Annotated in this window: 13 protein-coding genes; 6 read left to right on the top strand and 7 right to left on the bottom strand. The window is 73.1% G+C overall.

The window, feature by feature from the left end; genetic code table 11:
• From ABZ478_RS00085 to ABZ478_RS00110, 6 genes are all read right to left on the bottom strand, one after another.
• The gene (locus tag ABZ478_RS00085; RefSeq protein WP_359544239.1) at window positions 1-2,202 is read right to left on the bottom strand and encodes a CDP-glycerol glycerophosphotransferase family protein; all 2,202 of its coding nucleotides are present in this window, start codon (window positions 2,200-2,202) and stop codon (window positions 1-3) included.
• A 143-nt stretch (window positions 2,203-2,345) separates the two neighbouring features.
• A complete protein-coding gene (locus ABZ478_RS00090; protein WP_359544240.1) occupies window positions 2,346-4,601 on the bottom strand; it encodes a bifunctional glycosyltransferase family 2 protein/CDP-glycerol:glycerophosphate glycerophosphotransferase in 2,256 nt (751 codons plus the stop codon).
• 164 nt (window positions 4,602-4,765) lie between these two features.
• The gene (locus tag ABZ478_RS00095; RefSeq protein ID WP_359544241.1) at window positions 4,766-5,677 is read right to left on the bottom strand and encodes a carbohydrate ABC transporter permease; all 912 of its coding nucleotides are present in this window, start codon (window positions 5,675-5,677) and stop codon (window positions 4,766-4,768) included.
• The gene (locus ABZ478_RS00100; RefSeq protein ID WP_359544242.1) at window positions 5,674-7,017 is read right to left on the bottom strand and encodes a sugar ABC transporter permease; all 1,344 of its coding nucleotides are present in this window, start codon (window positions 7,015-7,017) and stop codon (window positions 5,674-5,676) included. The genes ABZ478_RS00095 and ABZ478_RS00100 overlap by 4 nt, the downstream gene beginning before the upstream one ends.
• A 7-nt stretch (window positions 7,018-7,024) precedes the next feature.
• On the bottom strand, window positions 7,025-8,404 hold the full coding sequence (locus ABZ478_RS00105; protein WP_359544243.1) for an ABC transporter substrate-binding protein: 1,380 nt from the start codon (window positions 8,402-8,404) through the stop codon (window positions 7,025-7,027).
• 163 nt (window positions 8,405-8,567) lie between these two features.
• Window positions 8,568-12,191: an FHA domain-containing protein gene (locus ABZ478_RS00110; RefSeq protein ID WP_359544244.1), complete on the bottom strand. Its 3,624-nt coding sequence runs from the start codon at window positions 12,189-12,191 to the stop codon at window positions 8,568-8,570.
• 395 nt (window positions 12,192-12,586) lie between these two features.
• Between ABZ478_RS00110 and ABZ478_RS00115 the strand changes: the two genes are divergently transcribed.
• The 4 genes from ABZ478_RS00115 (at window position 12,587) to ABZ478_RS00130 (ending at window position 18,072) form a co-directional block, all read left to right on the top strand.
• Complete coding sequence (locus ABZ478_RS00115; protein ID WP_359544245.1) at window positions 12,587-14,272, top strand: serine/threonine-protein kinase; 1,686 nt, start codon at window positions 12,587-12,589, stop codon at window positions 14,270-14,272.
• A gap of 174 nt (window positions 14,273-14,446) precedes the next feature.
• Window positions 14,447-15,673, top strand: coding sequence for a serine/threonine-protein kinase (locus tag ABZ478_RS00120; protein ID WP_359544246.1), 1,227 nt, complete (start codon window positions 14,447-14,449; stop codon window positions 15,671-15,673).
• A 177-nt stretch (window positions 15,674-15,850) separates the two neighbouring features.
• On the top strand, window positions 15,851-16,957 hold the full coding sequence (gene prfB, locus ABZ478_RS00125; RefSeq protein WP_359544247.1) for a peptide chain release factor 2: 1,107 nt from the start codon (window positions 15,851-15,853) through the stop codon (window positions 16,955-16,957).
• A 290-nt stretch (window positions 16,958-17,247) separates the two neighbouring features.
• A complete protein-coding gene (locus ABZ478_RS00130) occupies window positions 17,248-18,072 on the top strand; it encodes a hypothetical protein (protein WP_359544248.1) in 825 nt (274 codons plus the stop codon).
• Window positions 18,073-18,166: 94 nt separating this feature from the next.
• On the opposite strand, the gene ABZ478_RS00135 is transcribed toward ABZ478_RS00130, so the two are convergent.
• A complete protein-coding gene (locus tag ABZ478_RS00135; protein ID WP_199210755.1) occupies window positions 18,167-18,358 on the bottom strand; it encodes a hypothetical protein in 192 nt (63 codons plus the stop codon).
• Window positions 18,359-18,589: 231 nt separating this feature from the next.
• Between ABZ478_RS00135 and ftsE the strand changes: the two genes are divergently transcribed.
• Window positions 18,590-19,279: a cell division ATP-binding protein FtsE gene (ftsE, locus tag ABZ478_RS00140; protein ID WP_020940379.1), complete on the top strand. Its 690-nt coding sequence runs from the start codon at window positions 18,590-18,592 to the stop codon at window positions 19,277-19,279.
• A 44-nt stretch (window positions 19,280-19,323) separates the two neighbouring features.
• Window positions 19,324-20,241 carry a permease-like cell division protein FtsX gene (gene ftsX, locus ABZ478_RS00145; protein WP_359544249.1) on the top strand — a complete coding sequence of 306 codons (918 nt, stop codon included), beginning with the start codon at window positions 19,324-19,326 and terminating at the stop codon, window positions 20,239-20,241.
• The last annotated feature ends 12 nt before the right edge of the window (window positions 20,242-20,253 follow it).

The following is a 20,253-nucleotide window of genomic DNA, read 5'->3' on the forward strand; positions in this document are numbered from 1 at the left end:
TCAGCTCCTCACGAGGGTGGCGGCGGCGGGGGCGGGGACGCGCTCCGCGAGCGGGATCACCGGCGGCACCGCCTCCGGCGGCTCGCCGAGCAGCACCCGCCGTACGACGCGTTCGGCGGCCCGTCCGTCGTCGAACTGGCAGAACCGCTCCCGGAACGCGGCCCGCGCCGCCGTGGACCCGGGTCCCGCCCAGGAGCCGTCACGGAAGATCCGGGCCAGCTCGCCGGGCGTCCGGGCGACCGGCCCCGGCGGCTCGGCCGGCAGGTCGAAGTAGACGCCCCGCGTCTCCCGGTAGACCTCCCAGTCGTCGGCGTACACCACGATCGGCCGGTCCAGGTTGGCGTAGTCGAACATGATCGAGGAGTAGTCGGTGACCAGCGCGTCCGCCGCCAGGCACACGTCCTCCGAGGAGCGGTGCGCGGTCACGTCGATGACCCGGCCGGAGCCCGCCGGGCGCCCCAGGTCGTAGAAGTAGTGGGCGCGCAGCAGCACGACGACGTCCTCGCCGGCCGCCTCGCAGAACGCCTCCAGGTCCAGGCCGGGTTCGAACCCGGTGTGGTGGTCGCGGTGGGTCGGCGCGTACAGCACGGCCGTCGCCCCCTCGGGCACGCCCAGCTCCCGGCGGACGCGGGCGACGTCGTCGGCGGTCGCCGTGAAGTAGACGTCGTTGCGCGGATAGCCGTACTCCAGGTGCTCGTACGAGCCGGGGAAGGCGCGCTCCCACATCTGCGTGGAGTGGCCGTTGGAGGACAGGTTGAAGTCCCAGCGGTCCACCCGGCCCAGCAGTTTCGTGAAGCTGCCGGACCGGGCCGCCACCACCGGGTACGTCGACTGGTCCACCCCCATCGTCTTCAGCGGGGTGCCGTGCTGGGTCTGCAGGTGCACACTGCCCGGCCGCTTCACCACGCCCTCCGCGAAGTTGGCGTTGTTGACCAGGTACGTGGCGCGGGCCAGCACCTCCCAGTAGCGGCGGGAGCCGATCACCGCGTGGTCGACGCCCTCCGGCACGGCGTGGGCCTGGTCCGCCTCGACCAGGAACACCGAGCGGATGTGCGGGGCGAGTTCCCGGGCCTTGGCGTGGATCGCCGCCGGGTTGCAGGCGTATCCCCGGCCCCAGTACGCGCAGAACACCGCGAGCCGGGGATCCAGGGGCCGGCGCAGCTCACGGGCGTAGCGCAGCCGGGTGCGCAGCATGCGCGGGCGCGGCAGCCGCTCGGCGGACCGGGACGCCACCCGGTTGGCGCCCCGCAGCGCCCGGAACGCGCTGTACGCGCCCGTCGCCAGCAGCCGGTGCTGCACCCCCAGGCTGCCGGCGGGCGCGTGATGGCCGGCCGGCCGGTGCGTCCGGTAGAGCCGCCCGGCCCGGCGGAAGAACGAGCGGTGCCCGGAGGGCAGCCGCTCCGGGCGGGACGCCGTCCGCAGCACATGCGCGAAGAGCTGGTCGAACAGCGCCCGCGCCCGTCCGGCGGACAGCCCCGCCACGGCAGCCCGGGTCAGCACCAGCTCCACCTGGTCCAGCAGGGTGTGCTGGTGCGGCCCGGGCAGATTGAGCCGGCTGCCCTGGCGGCGCGACCGGTGGCGTACGACGGCCCGGCGCAGCACCGCGATCCGCTCGGCGGCGACGCCGGCCAGCCCGCTCCAGCCCAGGTCGGTGAAGTGGCCCTCGGGGAAGAGGAGTCCGTGCTCGGTGAGGAAGGCCCGACGGTAGGCGGTACCCCACACCGGCAGCCGCACCCCGGTCAGCTCAGGGAACCGGTCCGGGGCGAAGGCCCCCTTCGGCGCCTTCGCCAGCAGCGGCGCGGCCGGGTTGGCCGGCTCGCCCTCCCACCAGGGGGTCCGCTCGTGCTCGGTGTACAGCACGTCCACGCCCGCGGTCTCGGCCAGCCGCGCGTCCAGGGCCGCCAGCGCGCCCGGCAGCAGCAGGTCGTCGCCGTCGAGGAACAGCACGTACGCGCCGCCCGCCGCCCGCATCCCGGCGTTGCGCGCCCCGCTCAGGCCGGTGGACGGCGGTGAGTGGACCGGGGCCACCCGGGAGTCCCGCCCGGCGTACGCGGCGGCCACCGCGGCGGCCGGGGAGTCGGGTGCGTCGCAGACCGGGATCAGCTCGAGATCGCCGAAGGACTGGCCGAGGACCGAGTCCAGCGCCTGGGACAGCCGGCCGGCGACCCCGTGGGACGGGACGATGATGCTGAAGCGGGGCATTCTACTCTTTCTGTTGTCTTGCCGACGCGCGTCGTCCAGCCGACGCGGCTCGGCCGTCCGGCGGGACGCCAGGTGGACGGCCGGACCGGAGTGGGCCGCGTCGTACTGCGGGGCATGGGAACTCCCGGAAGGACCAACGCTGCTCAGCGGCTCTCGGTGACGGGGTGCGGGCCGGAAGGTTGCGGCACGGTGGCGAGCGGGGAACGGGCGAGCGCCGCCGCGGCCGAGGGCACCGGCCTGCGCTCGGCGAGCGGGACGAACGCCGGCAGCCCCTCCGTCTCACCCAGCACGACCCGCCGTAGGACCCGCTCGGCGGCGTGCCCGTCGTCGTACGGGCAGAACCGCTCCCGGAAGGCCGCCCGCAGCCGGCCGGTGCCGGAGTCACGCCACCGGCCGGTGGCGAAGACGTCGATCAGCTCGTCCTCGCCGGCGGCGACCGCGCCCGGCGGGAAGGCGCGCAGGTCGAAGTAGACGCCCCGGGTCGCCTCGTAGGTGTCCCAGTCCCCGGTGTGCACGACGATCGGCCGGTCCAGGCACGCGTAGTCGAACATCAGGGACGAGTAGTCGGTGAGCAGCGCGTCCGAGGCCAGGCAGAGGGACGCCACGTCCGGGTGCCCGGAGACGTCGATGATCCGGCCGTCCTCCCCGCGGGAGCCGCCCTGCGGGGCGGGGGAGCGGTCGAGGACGACGAAGCGCGGGCCGAGCCGGCGCTGGATCCGCCCCAGGTCGAGCAGCGGACGCTGGGTGCGGCGGTGGTCGCGGTGCGCGGGCGCGTACAGGACGGCGACCGCGCCCTCCGGTACGCCCAGCGACTCGCGCAGCCGGCCGACGTCCGCCGAGGTGGCCCGCTGGAACACGTCGTTGCGCGGCGAGCCGTACTCCAGCGTGGTGTAGCGGCCCGGGTACACCCGTTCCCAGGTCAGGGTGGTGTGCCGGTTGCCGGACAGCACGTGGTCCCACTGGTCGACGGCCCGCAACAGCTCCTCGAAGTCGGTGTCCCGGGCGGCCGCGGGACGCTCCCGCAGGTCCAGGCCCCGGTGCCCGAGCGGGGTGCCCTGCTCGGTCTGGACGAAGACCTGGCCCGGGCGCTTGCGCAGTCCGGGTCCGAAGTGGCCGTCGTGCACCAGGTACTTGGAGCGGGCCAGCGCCGTCCAGCAGGCGGCCGTGCCCGGGAGCAGCCGGCGCGTACCAGGCGGGACCGCGTGCCGGTGCTCAGAGCGGGCGATCCAGGCGGTGCGGATGTGCGGGGCGTGCGTGCGGAACGCCTCCTCCAGCGCGCCCGGACCGCCGCCGGGCCCCTCCTGGGCGGCGAACACCGCGCGGTCGGCGCGCAGCGGCAGGCGGAGCTGGATCCGGTAGTGCAGTCGAAGGGCCGCTGACCTGAGGGAGCGGGCGAGCCTCCGCGCGTGCTTCAGCGAGCGACGCCGGAGGGCCGCGGCCAGTCGCAGCGCGCGGAAGGTGCGGTGCAGGCCGAAGCGGACCAGGGTGTGCCGCAGCCGGGACCGGGCCGGCACCCCGGCGCCGGGGACGCGGTAGCGGCGGTAGTGCGCCCGGGCCCGGCGCAGGAACTCGGCGTGGCTGCCGCGTGGCAGCCGGTCCCGGCGGCTGAGGACCGTGACGTAGTGGTCGATCATCCGGCCGAACAGCTCCGCACGCCAGCGATCGAGTCCGGGATGCCGCTCGACGTACGCGAACACCCGGTCGTACTGCTCGAAGACGTCGAAGTGCTTGCGGCTGGTGGTGCCCAGGATGTTGCCCTGCCGGCGCTGCCGGTAGTGCACGCACACCCGGTCCAGGGTGGCGATCGACTCCGCCGCCATCAGGGCCGGGAAGGTCCAGGGGGTGTCCTCGTAGTAGCCGGGCGGGAACGACAGACCCCGCTCCTCGACGAACTCCCGCCGGTACGCCTTGTTCCAGGCGACCATCAGCACCCGCAGCAGCCCCGGACGGACCTCGAGGCGGAACGGCGCCGGACCCCGCTCGGTCAGGTGGACGGCCACCTGGTTGCGGATCGCCTCGCCGTTCCAGAAGGTGCGCGCGTAGTCGAAGACCAGGAGATCCGGCTCGTCGGTCTCCTTGATCCGGTCGGCGATCGCGCGCAACGCGTCCGGGGTGAGCGTGTCGTCGCTGTCCAGGAAGAGCAGGTAGTCGCCCGTCGCCCGGGCCATGCCCGTGTTGCGGGCACGGCCCAGGCCCTGGTTCTCCTGGTGGTGCACGACCTTCACGCGGGCGTCGCGGGCCGCGTACTCGTCGGCGATCGCTCCGCAGGCGTCCGGGGAGCAGTCGTCCACGACGATCAGTTCGAGATCGGGGTACGACTGGGAGAGCACCGAGTCCAGACACTCGGACAGGTATGCCTGGACCTGGTACGCGGGGACAATCACAGTGAACCTGGGCACGGGACATCCATGGGTCGGTCGGCACGGGCGTCTGGCCCGGGAACGGCCGATGGAGTCAATTGGTTACGGTTCGTACGGCGTTCGGGGGACACCGCGAACACGTCGGCTACACGCCGAGGGGCGGGCCCGGCCGGCCCGCCCCTCGAAATCCGTTCGCCGCGGGTCTACTTGACCGCGCCGGCCATCACCCCGGACACGAACTGCCGCTGGAACGCGAAGAACACGGCCAGCGGGATCACCATCGAGATGAAGGCGCCGGGCGCCAGCACGTCGATGTTGTTGCCGAACTGCCGTACCTGCGTCTGCAGGGCGACCGTGATCGGCTGCGAGCCGGACTTGGTGAACACCAGCGCGACCAGCATGTCGTTCCACACCCACAGGAACTGGAAGATGCCGAGGCTCGCGATGGCGGGCCCGCCGAGCGGCATCACCACCCGGGTGAACAGCCGCAGTTCACCGGCGCCGTCGAGGCGCGCCGCCTCGAGGAGTTCCCGGGGGATCTCCGCGAAGAAGTTGCGCAGCAGGAACACCGCGAACGGCAGACCGAAGCCGACGTGGAACAGGATCACCCCGAGGATGGTCCCGAACAGGCCGATCTGGCCGAACAGTTCCGCGATCGGGATCAGCGCCACCTGCACCGGCACCACCAGCAGGCTGACCACGCCGAGGAACCACCAGTCCCGGCCCGGGAACTCCATCCACGCGAACGCGTAGCCCGCGAGCGAGCCGATCACCACGACCAGGATCGTCGCCGGGACCGTGATCAGCACGGTGTTCACCAGGGAGTTGGTGATGTCGCCGTTCTCCAGCAGCTTCTGGTAGCTGTCGAGGGTCAGCTGGGACGGCTTGGCGAACACCTGCCACCAGCCGCTCGCGCTCACGTCCTCCGGCGCGCGCAGCGAGGAGATCAGCAGGCCGATGGTCGGCACCAGCCAGAACAGGCCCACGAGCAGCAGGAAGAAGCGGACCAGCCCGCCGCTGAGCCGCCCGGTCATCCGCGCGGCCCAGGACTGCCGGGCCCGCACGGCCGTGTCGGTGGGTGTCACCTTCCCGATCCTTCCGGCAGTCGCCGTCATCGCCGCACCTCCCGCCGCAACCGACGGATGTTGAACAGCATCACCGGGATCACCAGGAGCAGCAGGAACACCGCGATCGCGCTGGCGATGCCCGGCTGGCCCTCCGCGAAGCCCTTGCGGTACAGCTCCAGGGCCAGCACGTTGGCGTCGTCCTGGGAGGAGCCGGGGGCGATGATGTAGACGAGGTCGAAGACCTTCAGCACGTTGATCATCAGTGTGACCACGACCACCGCCAGGACCGGCGCGAGCAGCGGCGCGGTGACCTTGCGGAACACCTGCCACTCGTTGGCGCCGTCCACGCGCGCCGCCTCCAGCAGCTCCCGGGGCACCCCCGCGAGCCCGGCCGCGATCAGCACCATCGCGAAGCCCGCCCACATCCACACGTACGACCCGATGACGGCCGGGGTCACCAGCGCCGGACCGAGCCAGTCGACGCCGTTGTAGGGCTCCTTGAAGTTGCTCGCCGGCAGCCGCAGCAGCGCTCCCTCGGCCGACGCGGGCAGCGTGAAGGTGCCGTCGCCGGCGGCCTCGGCGGAGGCCACCACCTTGCCGTCCTTGACCGCCTCGATCCGCATCCCGGCGTAGCCGAGTTCGGACGGGTCGGGCGAGCCCGGCTTTCCGACGCCCTTGCCGCGCGTGAAGTCCTGCCAGGTGGTGCCGGTGATCTTCCCGGGCTCGGCCTCGGCGGCCACGGCCTTCTTCGCGCCGTCCGGCATCTGGTCCGGGGCCACCCCGACGAGCGGGAGCGTGACCGGCTGCCCGGCGTGCACGGGGGCCGAGGTGATGAACCCGCCCGCGTCCGCCTTCAGCGGCGAGTCACGGCCGGGGTGCGCCTTCGGGAACGCCGACGACTGGGCGAAGGTGTCGTGCACCCCCACCCACACCGCGTTGGCGACGCCCTTGTCCGGGTCCTGGTCGTACACCAGCCGGAAGATGATCCCGGCCGCGAGCATGGAGATCGCCATCGGCATGAAGACGACCAGCTTGAACGCCGTTCCCCAGGACACCCGTTCGGTCAGCACCGCGAAGATCAGGCCGAGCGCGGTGGAGACCGTGGGCGCGAACACCACCCAGATGATGTTGTTCTTCAGCGCCGTCCGGATGCCGTCGTCCGTGAACAGCGCCTTGTAGTTGTCGAACCCGGCGAAGCCGTCCCCCGAGGCGTTGTAGAAGCTGCGGACGACCGAGTACCCGATCGGGTAGACCACGAGCGCGCCGAGCAGCACCAGGGCGGGCAGCAGGAACAGGGCTGCCACGCCCTTGCGGGTGCCGGTCACGCTCTTTCGGCTCTTGGGCGCGGCCGGGCCCGGAGAGGCCCCGGCCGCCGCTGCCGACGCCATGGCCGGCTCAGCTCCCGTTCCCGTACGCGGCCGCCGCGTCCTTCTCGAGCTGTGCCTGGGTGCCCGCGACGTCCTTCGGGTTCTTCAGGAAGTCCTGCAGGTCCTTCCACTCGCCCTTGCCGGGGGTGCCGCCGAACGCCTGCGGGGCCTGGTCGGACATGTCGAAGCGGAAGTCGTCGCCGGAGGCGATCAGCGCCTTGGCGATGGTGCGCTGCACCTCGTTCGGGTAGGCCGACTCCGCCACGTTCTTGTTCGGCGAGAGGTAGCCGCCGAGCTTGGCCTGGATGGTGGCCGCGTCCGGGGAGGCCAGGAAGGTGGCCAGCGCCTGGGCGGCCTTGGAGTCCTTCAGTACGACGGCCGCGTCACCGCCGGAGACCACCGGCGCGTCGGAACCCACGGCGGGGAACGGGAACACCTTCGCGTCCGTGCCCACCTTCGCCTTGGTGTCGCCGATGTTGACCTGCGCGAAGTCGCCCTCGTAGACCATGGCGGCCTTCGGCTGGTCGCCGCCGGTGAAGGTCTGGGTGACGGAGGCCGGGAACTCGGTCTGCAGCGCGCCGTCCGCGCCGCCCGCCACGTAGTCCTTCTTGCCCCAGATCTGGGCGAGCGTGGTGAGCGCCTGCTTCACCGAGGGATCGGTCCACTTGATCTTGTGCTGGGCGAGCTGGTCGTACTTCTCCGGGCCGGCCTGGGACAGATAGACGTTCTCGAACCAGTCCGTCAGCGTCCATCCGTCGGCGCCGCCGACGGAGAACGGGGTGACCCCGGAGTCGTACACCGCCTGCGCGGTGGTCAGCAGGTCCTGCCAGCTCTTGGGCTCCTTGGCGCCCGCGTTCTCGAAGGCCTTGGCGTTGTACCAGATCAGCGACTTGTTGGCGGCCTTGTAGTAGACGCCGTAACTCTTGCCGTCGACCTTGCCGATGTCCTGCCAGCCCTGCGAGTAGTTCTTCTGGAGCTCCTTGAGCGCGTCCGCGCCGAGCGGCTTCGCCCAGCCCTTCTGCACGGCCTGCTTGATCGCGCCCGGCTGCGGCAGCAGCGCCACGTCCGGCGGCTGGCCGCCGGCGATCTTGGAGCCCAGGAAGTTGATGATCGGGTCCTGGGCGGGCACGAACGTCACCTTCGCGCCGGTGCGCTTCTCGAACTCCGCGAGGACCTTCTTGAAGTTCGCCTGTTCGGTGCCGGTCCAGACGGCGGCGACCTCCAGCTTCGCGCCGTTCAGCTTCGGCAGGGTGAGGGTGGAGCCGGTGGCCCCGCCATCCGTGCCGCCGTCGCCCTTCTTGTCGCTGTCGCCGCCGGAGCAGGCGGTCAGCGCGAGGGCTCCCGCGAGCAGTGCGGCGAGTGTGGTGACGGCCCTGTGTGTCCGGATGGTGCCGCTGTTGCTGCGCATCACTTCCCCGTTCGTCGTTCTCCGTTGAACGTCAGAACTCTGTCCCGTCCGGTCCGGTCTACGCCGGGGCGGACGGAGGCGGCAAGAGCGCCTGCGCCGTCCAGCGGTCCATCGTGACCGGCTCGTGATCAGCGGGGCATGCGTGGCGTTCCGGGGCGGGCCGTCAGAGCAGTGAGGGCACCTCCGCCGCGGCGACCTCGCGGGCCGCCCGCTGCACCGCGCTGGCCAGCAGGGCCAGGTCGGTCGGGCCGTTGCCCAGCTCCCGCACCGGGCGGCGGGCCGGCGGATCGCCCATGCGCTGCCACTCCAGCGGCACCACCGTGGGCCGCTGGGTCGCGGTGCGCGGGATACGGCCGGTGACCCGGCCGCCCTGGAAGCCGACCGCCCGCCCGTCCGGGTACGTCAGCCGGCCCCGCCCCGGCGCGGGTTCCCCACCCGGTTCGCCGCCCCGCTCGGCCGGAGCGGCGCCCGTGCGCCCGGCGGACGGCGCGTCCAGCGCGATGCGCAGGGTGGCCCGTCTGGCCGGTTCCGTCTCCGCCGTACGGCCGCCCGTGCCGGCCGTCGCCACCAGGTGCACCCCGAGCCGCTCGCCCTCCCGGGCCACCGCCTCCAGCGCCCGCAGCACCGACCCGGCGGCGGGCCGGCCCGGCGAGCCGAGCGCGGGGGAGACCAGCGCGTCCAGGTCGTCGACGACCACGACGAGCCGGGGCAGCGGCGGCGCGGCCTCGGCGCGCTGCCGTGCGGCGGCTCCGGGCCGCAGCCGCAGCGTGGAACTGGGCGGCGCCTCTATGTCCCCCGTCGAATCCGCCGCGCCGGCACCGGAACCGGCGGCGGTCCGGCCGTTCGGGGTGCGCTGCGCGACGATCCGGCCCGGCGTCTCGCGCCCGGTGTGCCACTGGGCGAAGTCGGTCAGGCCCAGCAGCTCCGCGCGCCGCTTCAGCTCCGCCGTCAGTGACTGCGCGAACTCCCGCATGCGCACGGGGTCGTTGGCGATGAGGTGGGTCGTCACATGGGGTATGTCCGTACAGACGCGCAGTCCTTCGCCGCGCCCCGCGCCGGTGCCGACGCCGTCCCGGCCGTCGATCAGCACCATGCCCAGCCGGTCGGGCCGCTCGGCCGCGGCGAGCGAGGCGGCCACCGTCCGCAGCAGCTCGGTACGGCCGCTGCCGGCCGGCCCCTCGATCAGCAGGTGCGGCCCGTCGGCGGCCAGGTCGACGGTGAGCGGTCCGTGCGGCCCGGCGCCCAGCACCGCCCTGGCCCGGCCGGCCGGGGACGCCGTGTCGTCGGCCGCGTCCGCCCAGCGGGCCATCAGCGAGGCGGGGGTGGCCCGGGCCAGCCCCAGCTCGTCCAGCAGCCGCGCGGACGCCGGCAGGGGCACGGCCACGCGCGCGTGCGGCTCGGCGAGCGGGCCGTCCGGCCGCAGCGGCGCCAGCGCCCGCGCGAACCGCTCGGCCCAGGCGGGGGAGACGGCGTCGACGGTGGCGAGGGTGCCCGGGCCGACCGGGCCGGTGGGCGCGACCCGCATCAGATGGAGCGCGCCGGCCACGTCACCGCCGAGCAGGGCGACGGCCCCGCAGTGCCGGAAGGTGGGCGTGACCTCGCAGGCGGCCTCGTAGGTCCGGCTCACCGGCGAGGCGGGGGAGGCGGGCTCCGTCTCGGCGAGGCACACCACGTGGATCCCGGCCCGCGGCCCGGCCACGGCCAGCCGCGCCAGGGACTCCCGCAGGGCCGCGCCTCCCGGGTCGCCGTCCACGACGACGACCGTGTACGGCCCCGGGAAGCCGCCGGTCCCGGCCGGTCCGGCGTCCTCCCTGGCCCATGAGGGGCGGCGCGCGGCCGTCCGGGTCTGGGCGTCCGCGGGACCGGGAGCGGCCGCCGGGGCCGGGGCGGCGCCGCGGGCCCCGCCCGGTCCGGCATGACCGCCCGCCGGCGCGGTGAAAGAGGCCGCCGTGCCGAACGCCGTGCCGGTGGCGGAGGCCGGTCCGGCGGGGAAGGCCGGGTCCGGGTGGGCGTCGTGGACCGGGTCTCCGTAGTCGCCGTGCTGCCGCGGACCCGGTACGGGGGCGGTGGCGGTCCGCGCGGTGCCGCCGGTCCCGGGGGCGCCGTGCTCCACCGGAGCCGGAGCCGGAGCCGTCCGGGACGGGGCCGGCTCGGCCGTGCCCCGGCCCGTCGCCGCGTACTCGTCGACCCGGCGCAGCAGTTCCTCCGTACGGGCCGCCGCCTGCTCGCGGTCGTGGGCGAGCAGCAGGCGGCAGTCCTGGCCGTGGCCGGGGCGGACGTGCGGCAGCCAGCCGAGCCAGGACCACTCGGCCGTGCGCTCCGCCACCGGGCGGGCGCGGTCCGCGCTGATCAGCACGATCTCCAGCAGGTCGGGGGAGTGCAGCGCGGCGAGCTGGGCCAGCACGGCGCGGGCCAGCCCGGACAGCCGGGGGCGCGGCCCCGCCAGGCCCAGTGCGCCCGCCTCGCGCAGCGCGGCGGTCACCGGCACGGCGGGCAGCACGCCGGAACCGTCCGGCGCGCCGCGGTCGGCCGTGCCGAGCCGCACGGTCAGCGCCTCCGGGTGCCCCGGTCCCCGCTCCCACAGCCGGGGCCCCGGGCCCAGCGCGGTCAGCAGCAGCGCGGCCGGGTCCGGCCAGGTCTCGGGCCGCTGGGCGGCGCCGGTGCTCCCGGCGGCGGTCCCGCCGGGCAGCGTGCCGTACTCCTCGGGCCCGGCGTCCGGCTGCTCCCCGCGTCCGCCCGTGAGCCGGCGCGCCCACGCGCCGAGTCCGCCGCGCCGCCGCACCCCCGGCGGGACGTCGGTGCCCCTCAGCGGGGTGCCCTTGCGGGTGCCGCGGCCGGTGTCCTCCGGGAACGCCGTACCGGCGTGGGCGTCGACGCCGTACGGTCCGGCGTGCGTGTCGCCGCTGCCCGCGCCGCCGGACGGAGCGCTCAGGCTCTCCGCGCTCGGCGCCCCGGCCTGCCCGGGCACCACGAGGGGCTCCACGGAGTCGTGTGCGCGGTCGTGGCCGGCGTCGTGGTCCGCCGAGCCGTACGTGTGCCGGGTGGGCCCGGCCGGGTCCGGGCCGCTCCCGGCGGCCGGCGGCTCCACGCGCGCGTGCCCCTCCGGTTCGCCCGGGAGCACTCGCAGGCACCCCTCCCCGTCCGGCACCGTGGCCGTGCGCGCCCCGGGACCCCCGGACGGCGTAACCCGCAGGGCGGATTCACCGATCCGCAGCAGCGCGCCCGCGGGGAACCGCACCGGGCGCTCGCCCACGCGCGTGCCGTCGAGGGCGGTGCCGTTCGTGGAGCCGAGGTCGGTGACCGAGACCCGGCCGTCGGCGCCGACCGTGACCGCGCAGTGCAGACGGGAGACGTCCGGGTCGTCCAGCGGCACGTCGGCGTCGGCGGAACGGCCGACGGTGATCCGGCCGCCGTGCAGCAGATGGACCCCGCCCGCGTCCGGCCCGGCGACCACGTGCAACTGGGTCGGGGCGTCGTCCAGTTCGGGATGCGGCTCGGGGGCCGCCGGAGCGCCCAGGGACAGCACGGCGCCGTCGACCAGCGGGGGCTCGCCCAGGACACGGCGGCGCGCGTCCAGCCGCTCCGCGCCCGCGTACAGCACCACCGGGGCGCCGCCGCCGGTGTCCCGGCCCACGCCGCCCTCCCCGGCGACCGCCGCGGCCAGCCCCGACGCCACCGCGGCCAGATCCGTGCCCGCGGGCGCCGTCACCAGCACGTCGCGGCTCACGGCACGGCCCCGCTGCGGGGACGGGCCCAGCGGATCTACGACGGTCAGCCGGATCTGCATCGCCGTCAGAGGTCCCTTCTGCCCGGGCGCGGACTACCCCACCCCCCGCACGAGCACGTCGGCCAGTACTGCACGCATCCTCGCACCTGTCACTGACAACGTGCCCACGACCCGGTGCCAAGTGATCTTGATTGGTCAGCTCTGCCCCCAAAAGTGCCTGACCAGTGGTGCGCCGATGATCAGTTGAGATCGGTCACGTACGGCACCTGGCAACCAGGGGACCGGGGCGAGCGTCTTCCCTTCGAACCGGGAACCCCTGGAGCCACGACCCCGAGAGGCGGGGTCCGGGCGGACCGGCGAACATCGTCGGGAACGCTTACGTAGTGCCCTGTGGACCGGCACTACAGTGGGTCGGAACACCAGAATCGGCAAGCAAGCAGCAGGGAGCGCGTGACGTGCGGCCAGTCGGCAGCAAGTACCTGCTCGAGGAGCCGCTCGGACGCGGCGCCACGGGCACCGTCTGGCGTGCCCGCCAGCGCGAGACGGCGGGTGCCGAGGCGGCCGTGCCCGGTCAGCCCGGCGAGACGGTCGCGATCAAGGTCCTCAAGGAGGAGCTGGCGAGCGACCCGGACATCGTGATGCGCTTCCTGCGCGAGCGCTCCGTCCTGCTCCGGCTCACCCACCCGAACATCGTGCGGGTCCGCGACCTGGTCGTCGAGGGCGATCTGCTGGCCCTCGTCATGGACCTCGTCGACGGCCCCGACCTGCACCGCTATCTGCGCGAGAACGGCCCCTTCACGCCCGTCGCCGCCGCGCTGATGACCGCGCAGATCGCCGACGCCCTCGCCGCGAGCCACGCCGACGGCGTCGTCCACCGCGACCTGAAGCCCGCCAACGTGCTGCTCCAGCAGTACGAGGGCCGGATGCACCCGATGCTGACCGACTTCGGCATCGCCCGCCTCGCCGACTCCCCGGGCCTGACCCGCACCCACGAGTTCGTCGGCACGCCCGCGTACGTCGCGCCGGAGTCCGCCGAGGGCCGGCCGCAGACCTCCGCCGTCGACGTGTACGGCGCCGGCATCCTGCTGTACGAGCTGGTCACCGGCCGTCCGCCGTTCTCCGGCGGCAGCGCCCTCGAAGTACTGCACCAGCACCTGAGCGCCGAGCCGCGCCGCCCCTCCACCGTCCCCGACCCGCTGTGGACGGTCATAGAGCGCTGCCTGCGCAAGAACCCCGACGAGCGGCCCAGCGCCGAGAACCTCGCGCGCGGGCTGCGGGTCGTCGCCGAGGGCGTCGGCGTGCACGCGAACGCCGCGCAGATCGCCGCGGCCGAGGGCGTGGGCGCCCTGCTCGCCCCCGACCCGGCCCCGGCCGCCGTCCCGGGGGAGCCCGGCGCCGCCGACCCCACCCAGGTGCTGCCGACGAACGCGCCCCAGGGGGCGTACGACCCCAACGCCGCGACCAGCGTGCTGCCGCACACCGGCGGTCCGGCCGGCGCCGCCGACCCCACCGCCGTACTGCCGAACACCGGCGCCGCGGACCCCACGGCGGTGCTGCCGAACACCGGCCCGCAGGGGCAGCAGCCGGACCAGCCGCACCCCTGGCAGAACCAGCTTCGCGCCGCCCGGGACCGCAACGAGCAGACGCAGGTCCAGTACCTCGACCCCGACGAGGACCCGCTGCGCCGCCGGCCCCAGCGCCAGGTCGCCAGGCCGCAGCAGCAGCGCCAGGCCCAGCAGGGACGCCCGCAGCAGCCGCAGCCGCGCGGCAGGCAGCAGCCGCACGCCGGATACGGCTACCCGGACCAGCAGCCCCAGCAGTACGCCCCGCAGCGGCAGCCGCAACGGCAGCCGCAGCGCTACGCGCCCCCCGCCCCGGAGCCGCAGCGTCCCGCGCGTGAGCCCCGGGCGCCGCGGCAGCGCGGCGCCAACCCGATGAAGATCCCCGGACTCGGCTGCCTCAAGGGCTGCCTGTTCACGATCGTCATCCTGGTCGTCGCGAGCTGGCTGGTCTGGGAGCTGACCCCGCTGCACACCTGGGTCGGCCAGGGCCGGGGCTACTGGTCCCAGCTCAGCGACTGGGCCGGCCAGGTGGGCGACTGGATCAAGCAGCTCGACAGCTCCTCCGGCAACGGCAACTGAACGCGAGTTTGGGAATTTGTCGACATCCGGCGGGTGATTTCCGCCTCGACGGTGAAGGTTGGCTCGCTCGACGCGTAGTTTTGTCGCCCGGGGGTCCTGGTCTGTCGGCTGGGGGTCCGGGGGCCGTCCCCCGGAAGGACGCAGCGGCGACAACACGCGTCGGTAGGAGCAGTCTTGGCACGGAAGATCGGCAGCCGGTACACCGCGAACCAGATCCTGGGGCGGGGCAGCGCCGGCACGGTGTGGCTGGGCGAGGGACCGGAGGGGCCCGTCGCGATCAAGCTGCTGCGTGAGGACCTCGCGTCCGACCAGGAGCTCGTCGGGCGCTTCGTGCAGGAGCGCACCGCGCTGCTCGGCCTGGAGCACCCGCACATCGTCTCCGTGCGCGACCTGGTGGTCGACGGCAACGACCTGGCCCTGGTCATGGACCTGGTGCGCGGCACCGACCTGCGCACCCGCCTGGAGCGCGAGCGGCGGCTCGCACCGGAGTCGGCCGTGGCGATCGTCGCCGATGTCGCCGACGGACTCGCCGCCGCCCACGCGGCCGGGGTGGTCCACCGGGACGTGAAGCCCGAGAACATCCTGCTGGACATGCAGGGCCCGCTCGGCCCCGGCGGGTCCCACCCGGCGCTGCTCACCGACTTCGGCGTGGCCAAGCTGATCGACTCCCCGAAGCGGACCCGCGCCACGAAGATCATCGGCACTCCGGACTACCTGGCCCCGGAGATCGTCGAGGGCCTGCCGCCGCGCGCCGCTGTGGACATCTACGCGCTGGCCACGGTCCTCTACGAACTCCTCGCGGGCTTCACGCCGTTCGGCGGCGGCCACCCCGGCGCGGTGCTGCGCCGGCACGTCACCGAGACCGTCGTACCGCTGCCCGGCATCCCCGAGGAGCTGTGGGCGCTGCTCGTGCAGTGCCTGGCGAAGGCGCCCGCCTCCCGGCTGCGCGCCTCGGAGCTCGCGGTACGGCTGCGGGAGCAGCTGCCCCTGCTGGCCGGCATGCCCCCGCTGGACGTGGACGAGCCGGACGCGGACTCCGCCGACGAGGCCGAGGACCAGGTGGCGCGGGACCCGGCCGGCGAGGAGCCGGTACGGCGGCGGGGCGCGGTGTCCCTGGTGCCCGGCGCCAGACCCGACTCCAACCGGGACACCCACACCTCGATGCGGGTCCCGGCACCGGACGAGCTGGCGGGCGGAGCCCACGGCACGGCGCGGGCACCGCGCGCGGCGGGCGCGCCCCGGCCGGGCTCGGCCCGGCACCGGGCCGCGATGCGGCGGCGCCGGATCACGCTGGGCGTGGCGGGGGTGGTCCTGGCCGCGGCCATCGGCCTGGGGGCGTGGGCGGCGACATCGGGCGACGACGAGCCCCCGGCCGGCACCCACAGCACGTCGACGCCGTGACCCGCGGGCGCCGCTCCGGGTGAGGCGGCCCTTCCGGCGCCCGAGGGCGAGGCCGCCCGGGCCGGGGCGGGGGCCCGGGGGCGCGGCACCCCGCGGGGCGCGGGCGGCACCGGCCGCCCACGGGCCCGGCCGAGCCACCCTGCTCTGGCCGCTCGGCGGAGCCGTTACGCTGGATGCGTGGCAGTCGTCGATGTATCCGAAGAGCTGAAGTCCCTCTCCTCGACCATGGAGTCGATCGAGGCCGTCCTGGACCTCGACAGGATGAGGGCAGACATCGCCCTGCTCGAGGAGCAGGCGGCCGCGCCGTCCCTGTGGGACGACCCGGACGAGGCGCAGAAGATCACCAGCAAGCTCTCCCACCTCCAGGCCGAGGTCAGGAAGGCGGAAGGGCTGCGCGGCCGGATCGACGATCTCGCCGTCCTCTTCGAGATGGCCGAGGAGGAGGACGACCCGGACACCCGCGCCGAGGCCGAGTCCGAGCTGACGGCCGTCCGCAAGGCGCTGGACGAGATGGAGGTCCGGACGCTGCTCAGCGGCGAGTACGACTCCCGCGAGGCCCTCGTCAACATCCGCGCCGAGGCCGGTGGCGTCGACGCCGCCGACTTCGCCGAGAAGCTCCAGCGCATGTACCTGCGCTGGGCCGAGCAGCGCGGCTACAAGACCGAGGTCTACGAGACGTCGTTCGCGGAGGAGGCGGGCATCAAGTCCACCACCTTCGCCGTGCAGGCGCCGTACGCCTACGGCACCCTCTCCGTCGAGCAGGGCACCCACCGCCTGGTGCGCATCTCGCCCTACGACAACCAGGGCCGCCGCCAGACCTCCTTCGCGGGCGTGGAGATCCTCCCCGTGGTCGAGCAGACCGACCACGTCGAGATCGACGAGTCCGAGCTGCGGGTGGACGTCTACCGGTCGTCCGGTCCCGGCGGCCAGGGCGTGAACACCACGGACTCCGCGGTGCGCCTCACCCACATCCCCACCGGCATCGTCGTCTCCTGCCAGAACGAGCGGTCGCAGATCCAGAACAAGGCGACCGCGATGAACGTCCTCCAGGCCAAGCTGCTGGAGCGGCGCCGCCAGGAGGAGCAGGCCAAGATGGACGCCCTCAAGGGCGACGGCGGCAACTCCTGGGGCAACCAGATGCGTTCCTACGTGCTGCACCCCTATCAGATGGTCAAGGACCTGCGCACCGAGCACGAGGTGGGCAACCCCGAGGCCGTGTTCAACGGCGAGATCGACGGGTTCCTCGAGGCCGGTATTCGCTGGCGCAAGCAGCAGGAGAAGTAACCTTGTCGACATGACAACTGCCGCCCTCGAGGCGGCAGTTGTCATTTGTCTGGGTTTTACATCACACTCACAGCTTCCAAGTCACGGCAAACGCCGCTCCGTCGGACATTGCGCCCGCAACGGCCTTGACGATGCTCCGAAAACTCGGAAGGGTGAAGCGTGGCATGCGTATCTCTGGGGCGCATGTGAACCGGGGGAATTGACGCAGATCTCGTCACGGCTGCCTCCGTCGATCACGGCAAGCCCCACGCGCCGCCTCATTGACGACAGCTACTGGGGGTAGCAACCACATGACGAAGAAGACGCGGATCCGGGTCGCGCGGATAGCGGCCGGCGCCGTGATCGCGGCCGGCGCCTCGCTCACCGCAGCGGGTGCCGCCTCGGCCCTGGACCTCGGAGTCCAGGCCGGGCCGATCACCCTGGGTGTAAGCACCGAGGGTGAGGCAGACGGTGGCACGGCCGACGGGGGTACCGCCGATGGCGGGACGGCCGACGGCGGCGCCAATGTCGGTGTGACCGAAGGTGGTGACGGTGGCACCGTTACCTCCGGTGGCACCACGGACGGTGGTACCACGATCGGTGGCACTGTCACCATCGGTGGCACCACGTCGGACGGCGGCACCACGACCGGTGGCACCACGACGGACGGTGGTACGACCACGACCGGTGGCACCACGACGGACGGTGGTACGACCACGACCGGTGGCACCACGACGGACGGTGGTACCACCACGACCGGTGGCGACGACAGCACCGGTGGTAACGGCAACTCGGGCGGCAACGGCGGCGGCCACGGCAACTCCGGTGGCAACGGCAACTCCGGCGGCAACGGCAACGGTGGCGGCTCCAGCACCACCGGCGGCGACGGCTCCACCGGCGGCGGTGACACCCCCCAGGGCGGCGGCAACGACAACGCCTCCCAGGAGGAGGGCTCCTCCGCCCTCACCGACACCGGCTCGGACACCACGGCTCAGGGCGGCGACAAGCAGCTCGCCGAGACCGGTGCCGGACAGACCGCGTTCCTGCTGGTCGGCGCCGCGACGATGATCGCCGGCGGCATCGGCTTCCGCTTCCTGCCGCGGCTGGTGAACGGCCGGGGCGGCGCCGCCGCCTGAACGTAGCCGCACGGCGACGTTCCGCACACAGCGCGCAACACGAAGGGCCCGGAGCTTCTCGCTCCGGGCCCTTCGGCCGTCTTGTCCGGTCTTCCTACGCGGTCTGGTGGGCCAGCAGCGCCACCGCGGCGATCAGCACCGCGAGCAGTGCGATCAGCGCCATGGGGTTCAGCCCCGCGAAGAAGCCCTCCTGCTGCAGTCGCTCGCGGTTGGCACGGCACACCGGGCACCGGCCCTCACTCACGGGCGACGCGCAGTTCGCGCACACCAACCGGTCGTACGTCATGCGCTCGCCCTCCTCGCGCCGGCCATCACCCATACAACGCGCACGGGAACCAGAACGTTCCCCCTCCACTGTGCCAGGTTCCCCCGCAAAGAGCGCGGGCTCTCGAAGAAGCCCGAATCCCGTCTGTACAAAAACACACAAGCCGCAACCAACCGCGACCGGGCCCTGCGCTCGCACTCCCGGTTCGCGTATGGTCACGCTCATCTACCCCCGGCGACCCGTGGTGCATCCGTGATCCGATTCGACAACGTCTCCAAGGTCTACCCCAAGCAGACCCGCCCGGCCCTCAGGGATGTCTCCCTGGAGGTCGAGAAGGGCGAGTTCGTCTTCCTCGTCGGGTCCTCCGGCTCCGGCAAGTCGACCTTCCTGCGGCTGGTGCTGCGCGAGGAGCGGTGCAGCCACGGCCAGGTGCACGTCCTCGGCAAGGACCTCGCGCGCCTCTCCAACTGGAAGGTGCCGCAGATGCGCCGCCAGTTGGGGACGGTGTTCCAGGACTTCCGCCTGCTGCCCAACAAGACCGTCGCCGAGAACGTGGCCTTCGCGCAGGAGGTCATCGGCAAGTCGCGCGGTGAGATCCGCAAGTCCGTGCCGCAGGTGCTCGACCTCGTCGGGCTCGGCGGCAAGGAGGACCGGAGGCCGGGTGAGCTGTCCGGTGGTGAGCAGCAGCGCGTGGCCATCGCGCGGGCCTTCGTCAACCGGCCCAAACTGCTGATCGCGGACGAGCCCACCGGCAACCTCGACCCGCAGACCTCCGTCGGCATCATGAAGCTGCTCGACCGCATCAACCGGACGGGCACGACCGTCATCATGGCGACGCACGACCAGAACATCGTGGACCAGATGCGCAAGCGCGTCATCGAGCTGGAGAAGGGCCGCCTCGTCCGCGACCAGGCCCGCGGCGTCTACGGCTACCAGCACTGACCCGCCGCCCCAGTCACGTCCACGGAAAGGCTTGATCCGACGCCATGCGCGCCCAGTTCGTCCTGTCGGAGATCGGTGTCGGTCTCCGCCGCAACCTGACGATGACCTTCGCCGTCATCGTCTCCGTCGCCCTGTCCCTGGCCCTGTTCGGCGGCTCCCTGCTGATGAGCGACCAGGTGAGCACCATGAAGGGCTACTGGTACGACAAGGTCAACGTCTCGATCTTCCTGTGCAACAAGAGCGACGCGCAGTCGGACGTCAACTGCGCCAAGGGTGCGGTCACCGAGGACCAGAAGAAGCAGATCCGCACCGACCTCGGCAAGATGACCATCGTCGAGAAGGTGACCTACGAGTCGCAGGACGAGGCGTACAAGCACTACAAGGAGCAGTTCGGCAACTCCCCGCTGGCCGGCTCGCTGACGCCGGACCAGATGCAGGAGTCGTACCGCATCAAGCTCAAGGACCCGCAGAAGTACCAGGTCATCGCGACCGCGTTCAACGGGCGTGACGGCGTGCAGTCGGTGCAGGACCAGAAGGGCATCCTGGACAACCTCTTCCAGCTGCTGAACCTGATGAACCGGGCGGCGCTCGGCGTGATGGCGCTGATGCTGCTCGTCGCGCTGCTGCTGATCGTCAACACCGTGCGCGTGTCCGCGTTCAGCCGTCGGCGTGAGACCGGGATCATGCGCCTCGTCGGCGCCTCGGGCTTCTACATCCAGGCGCCGTTCATCATGGAGGCCGCGGTCGCCGGACTCATCGGCGGTGGCCTCGCCTGCATCTTCCTGGTCGTCGGGCGGTACTTCACGATCGACCACGGCATGGCCCTGTCCAACAAGCTCACGCTGATCAACTTCGTCGGCTGGGACGCGGTGTTGACCAAGCTGCCGCTGATCCTCGCCACCAGTGTGCTGATGCCCGCTCTGGCGGCGTTCTTCGCGCTGCGCAAGTACCTGAAGGTGTGACGCATCCCAAGA

The organism is Streptomyces sp. NPDC005706, assembly GCF_040631045.1.
In the GTDB taxonomy this organism is placed as follows: Bacteria; Actinomycetota; Actinomycetes; order Streptomycetales; family Streptomycetaceae; genus Streptomyces.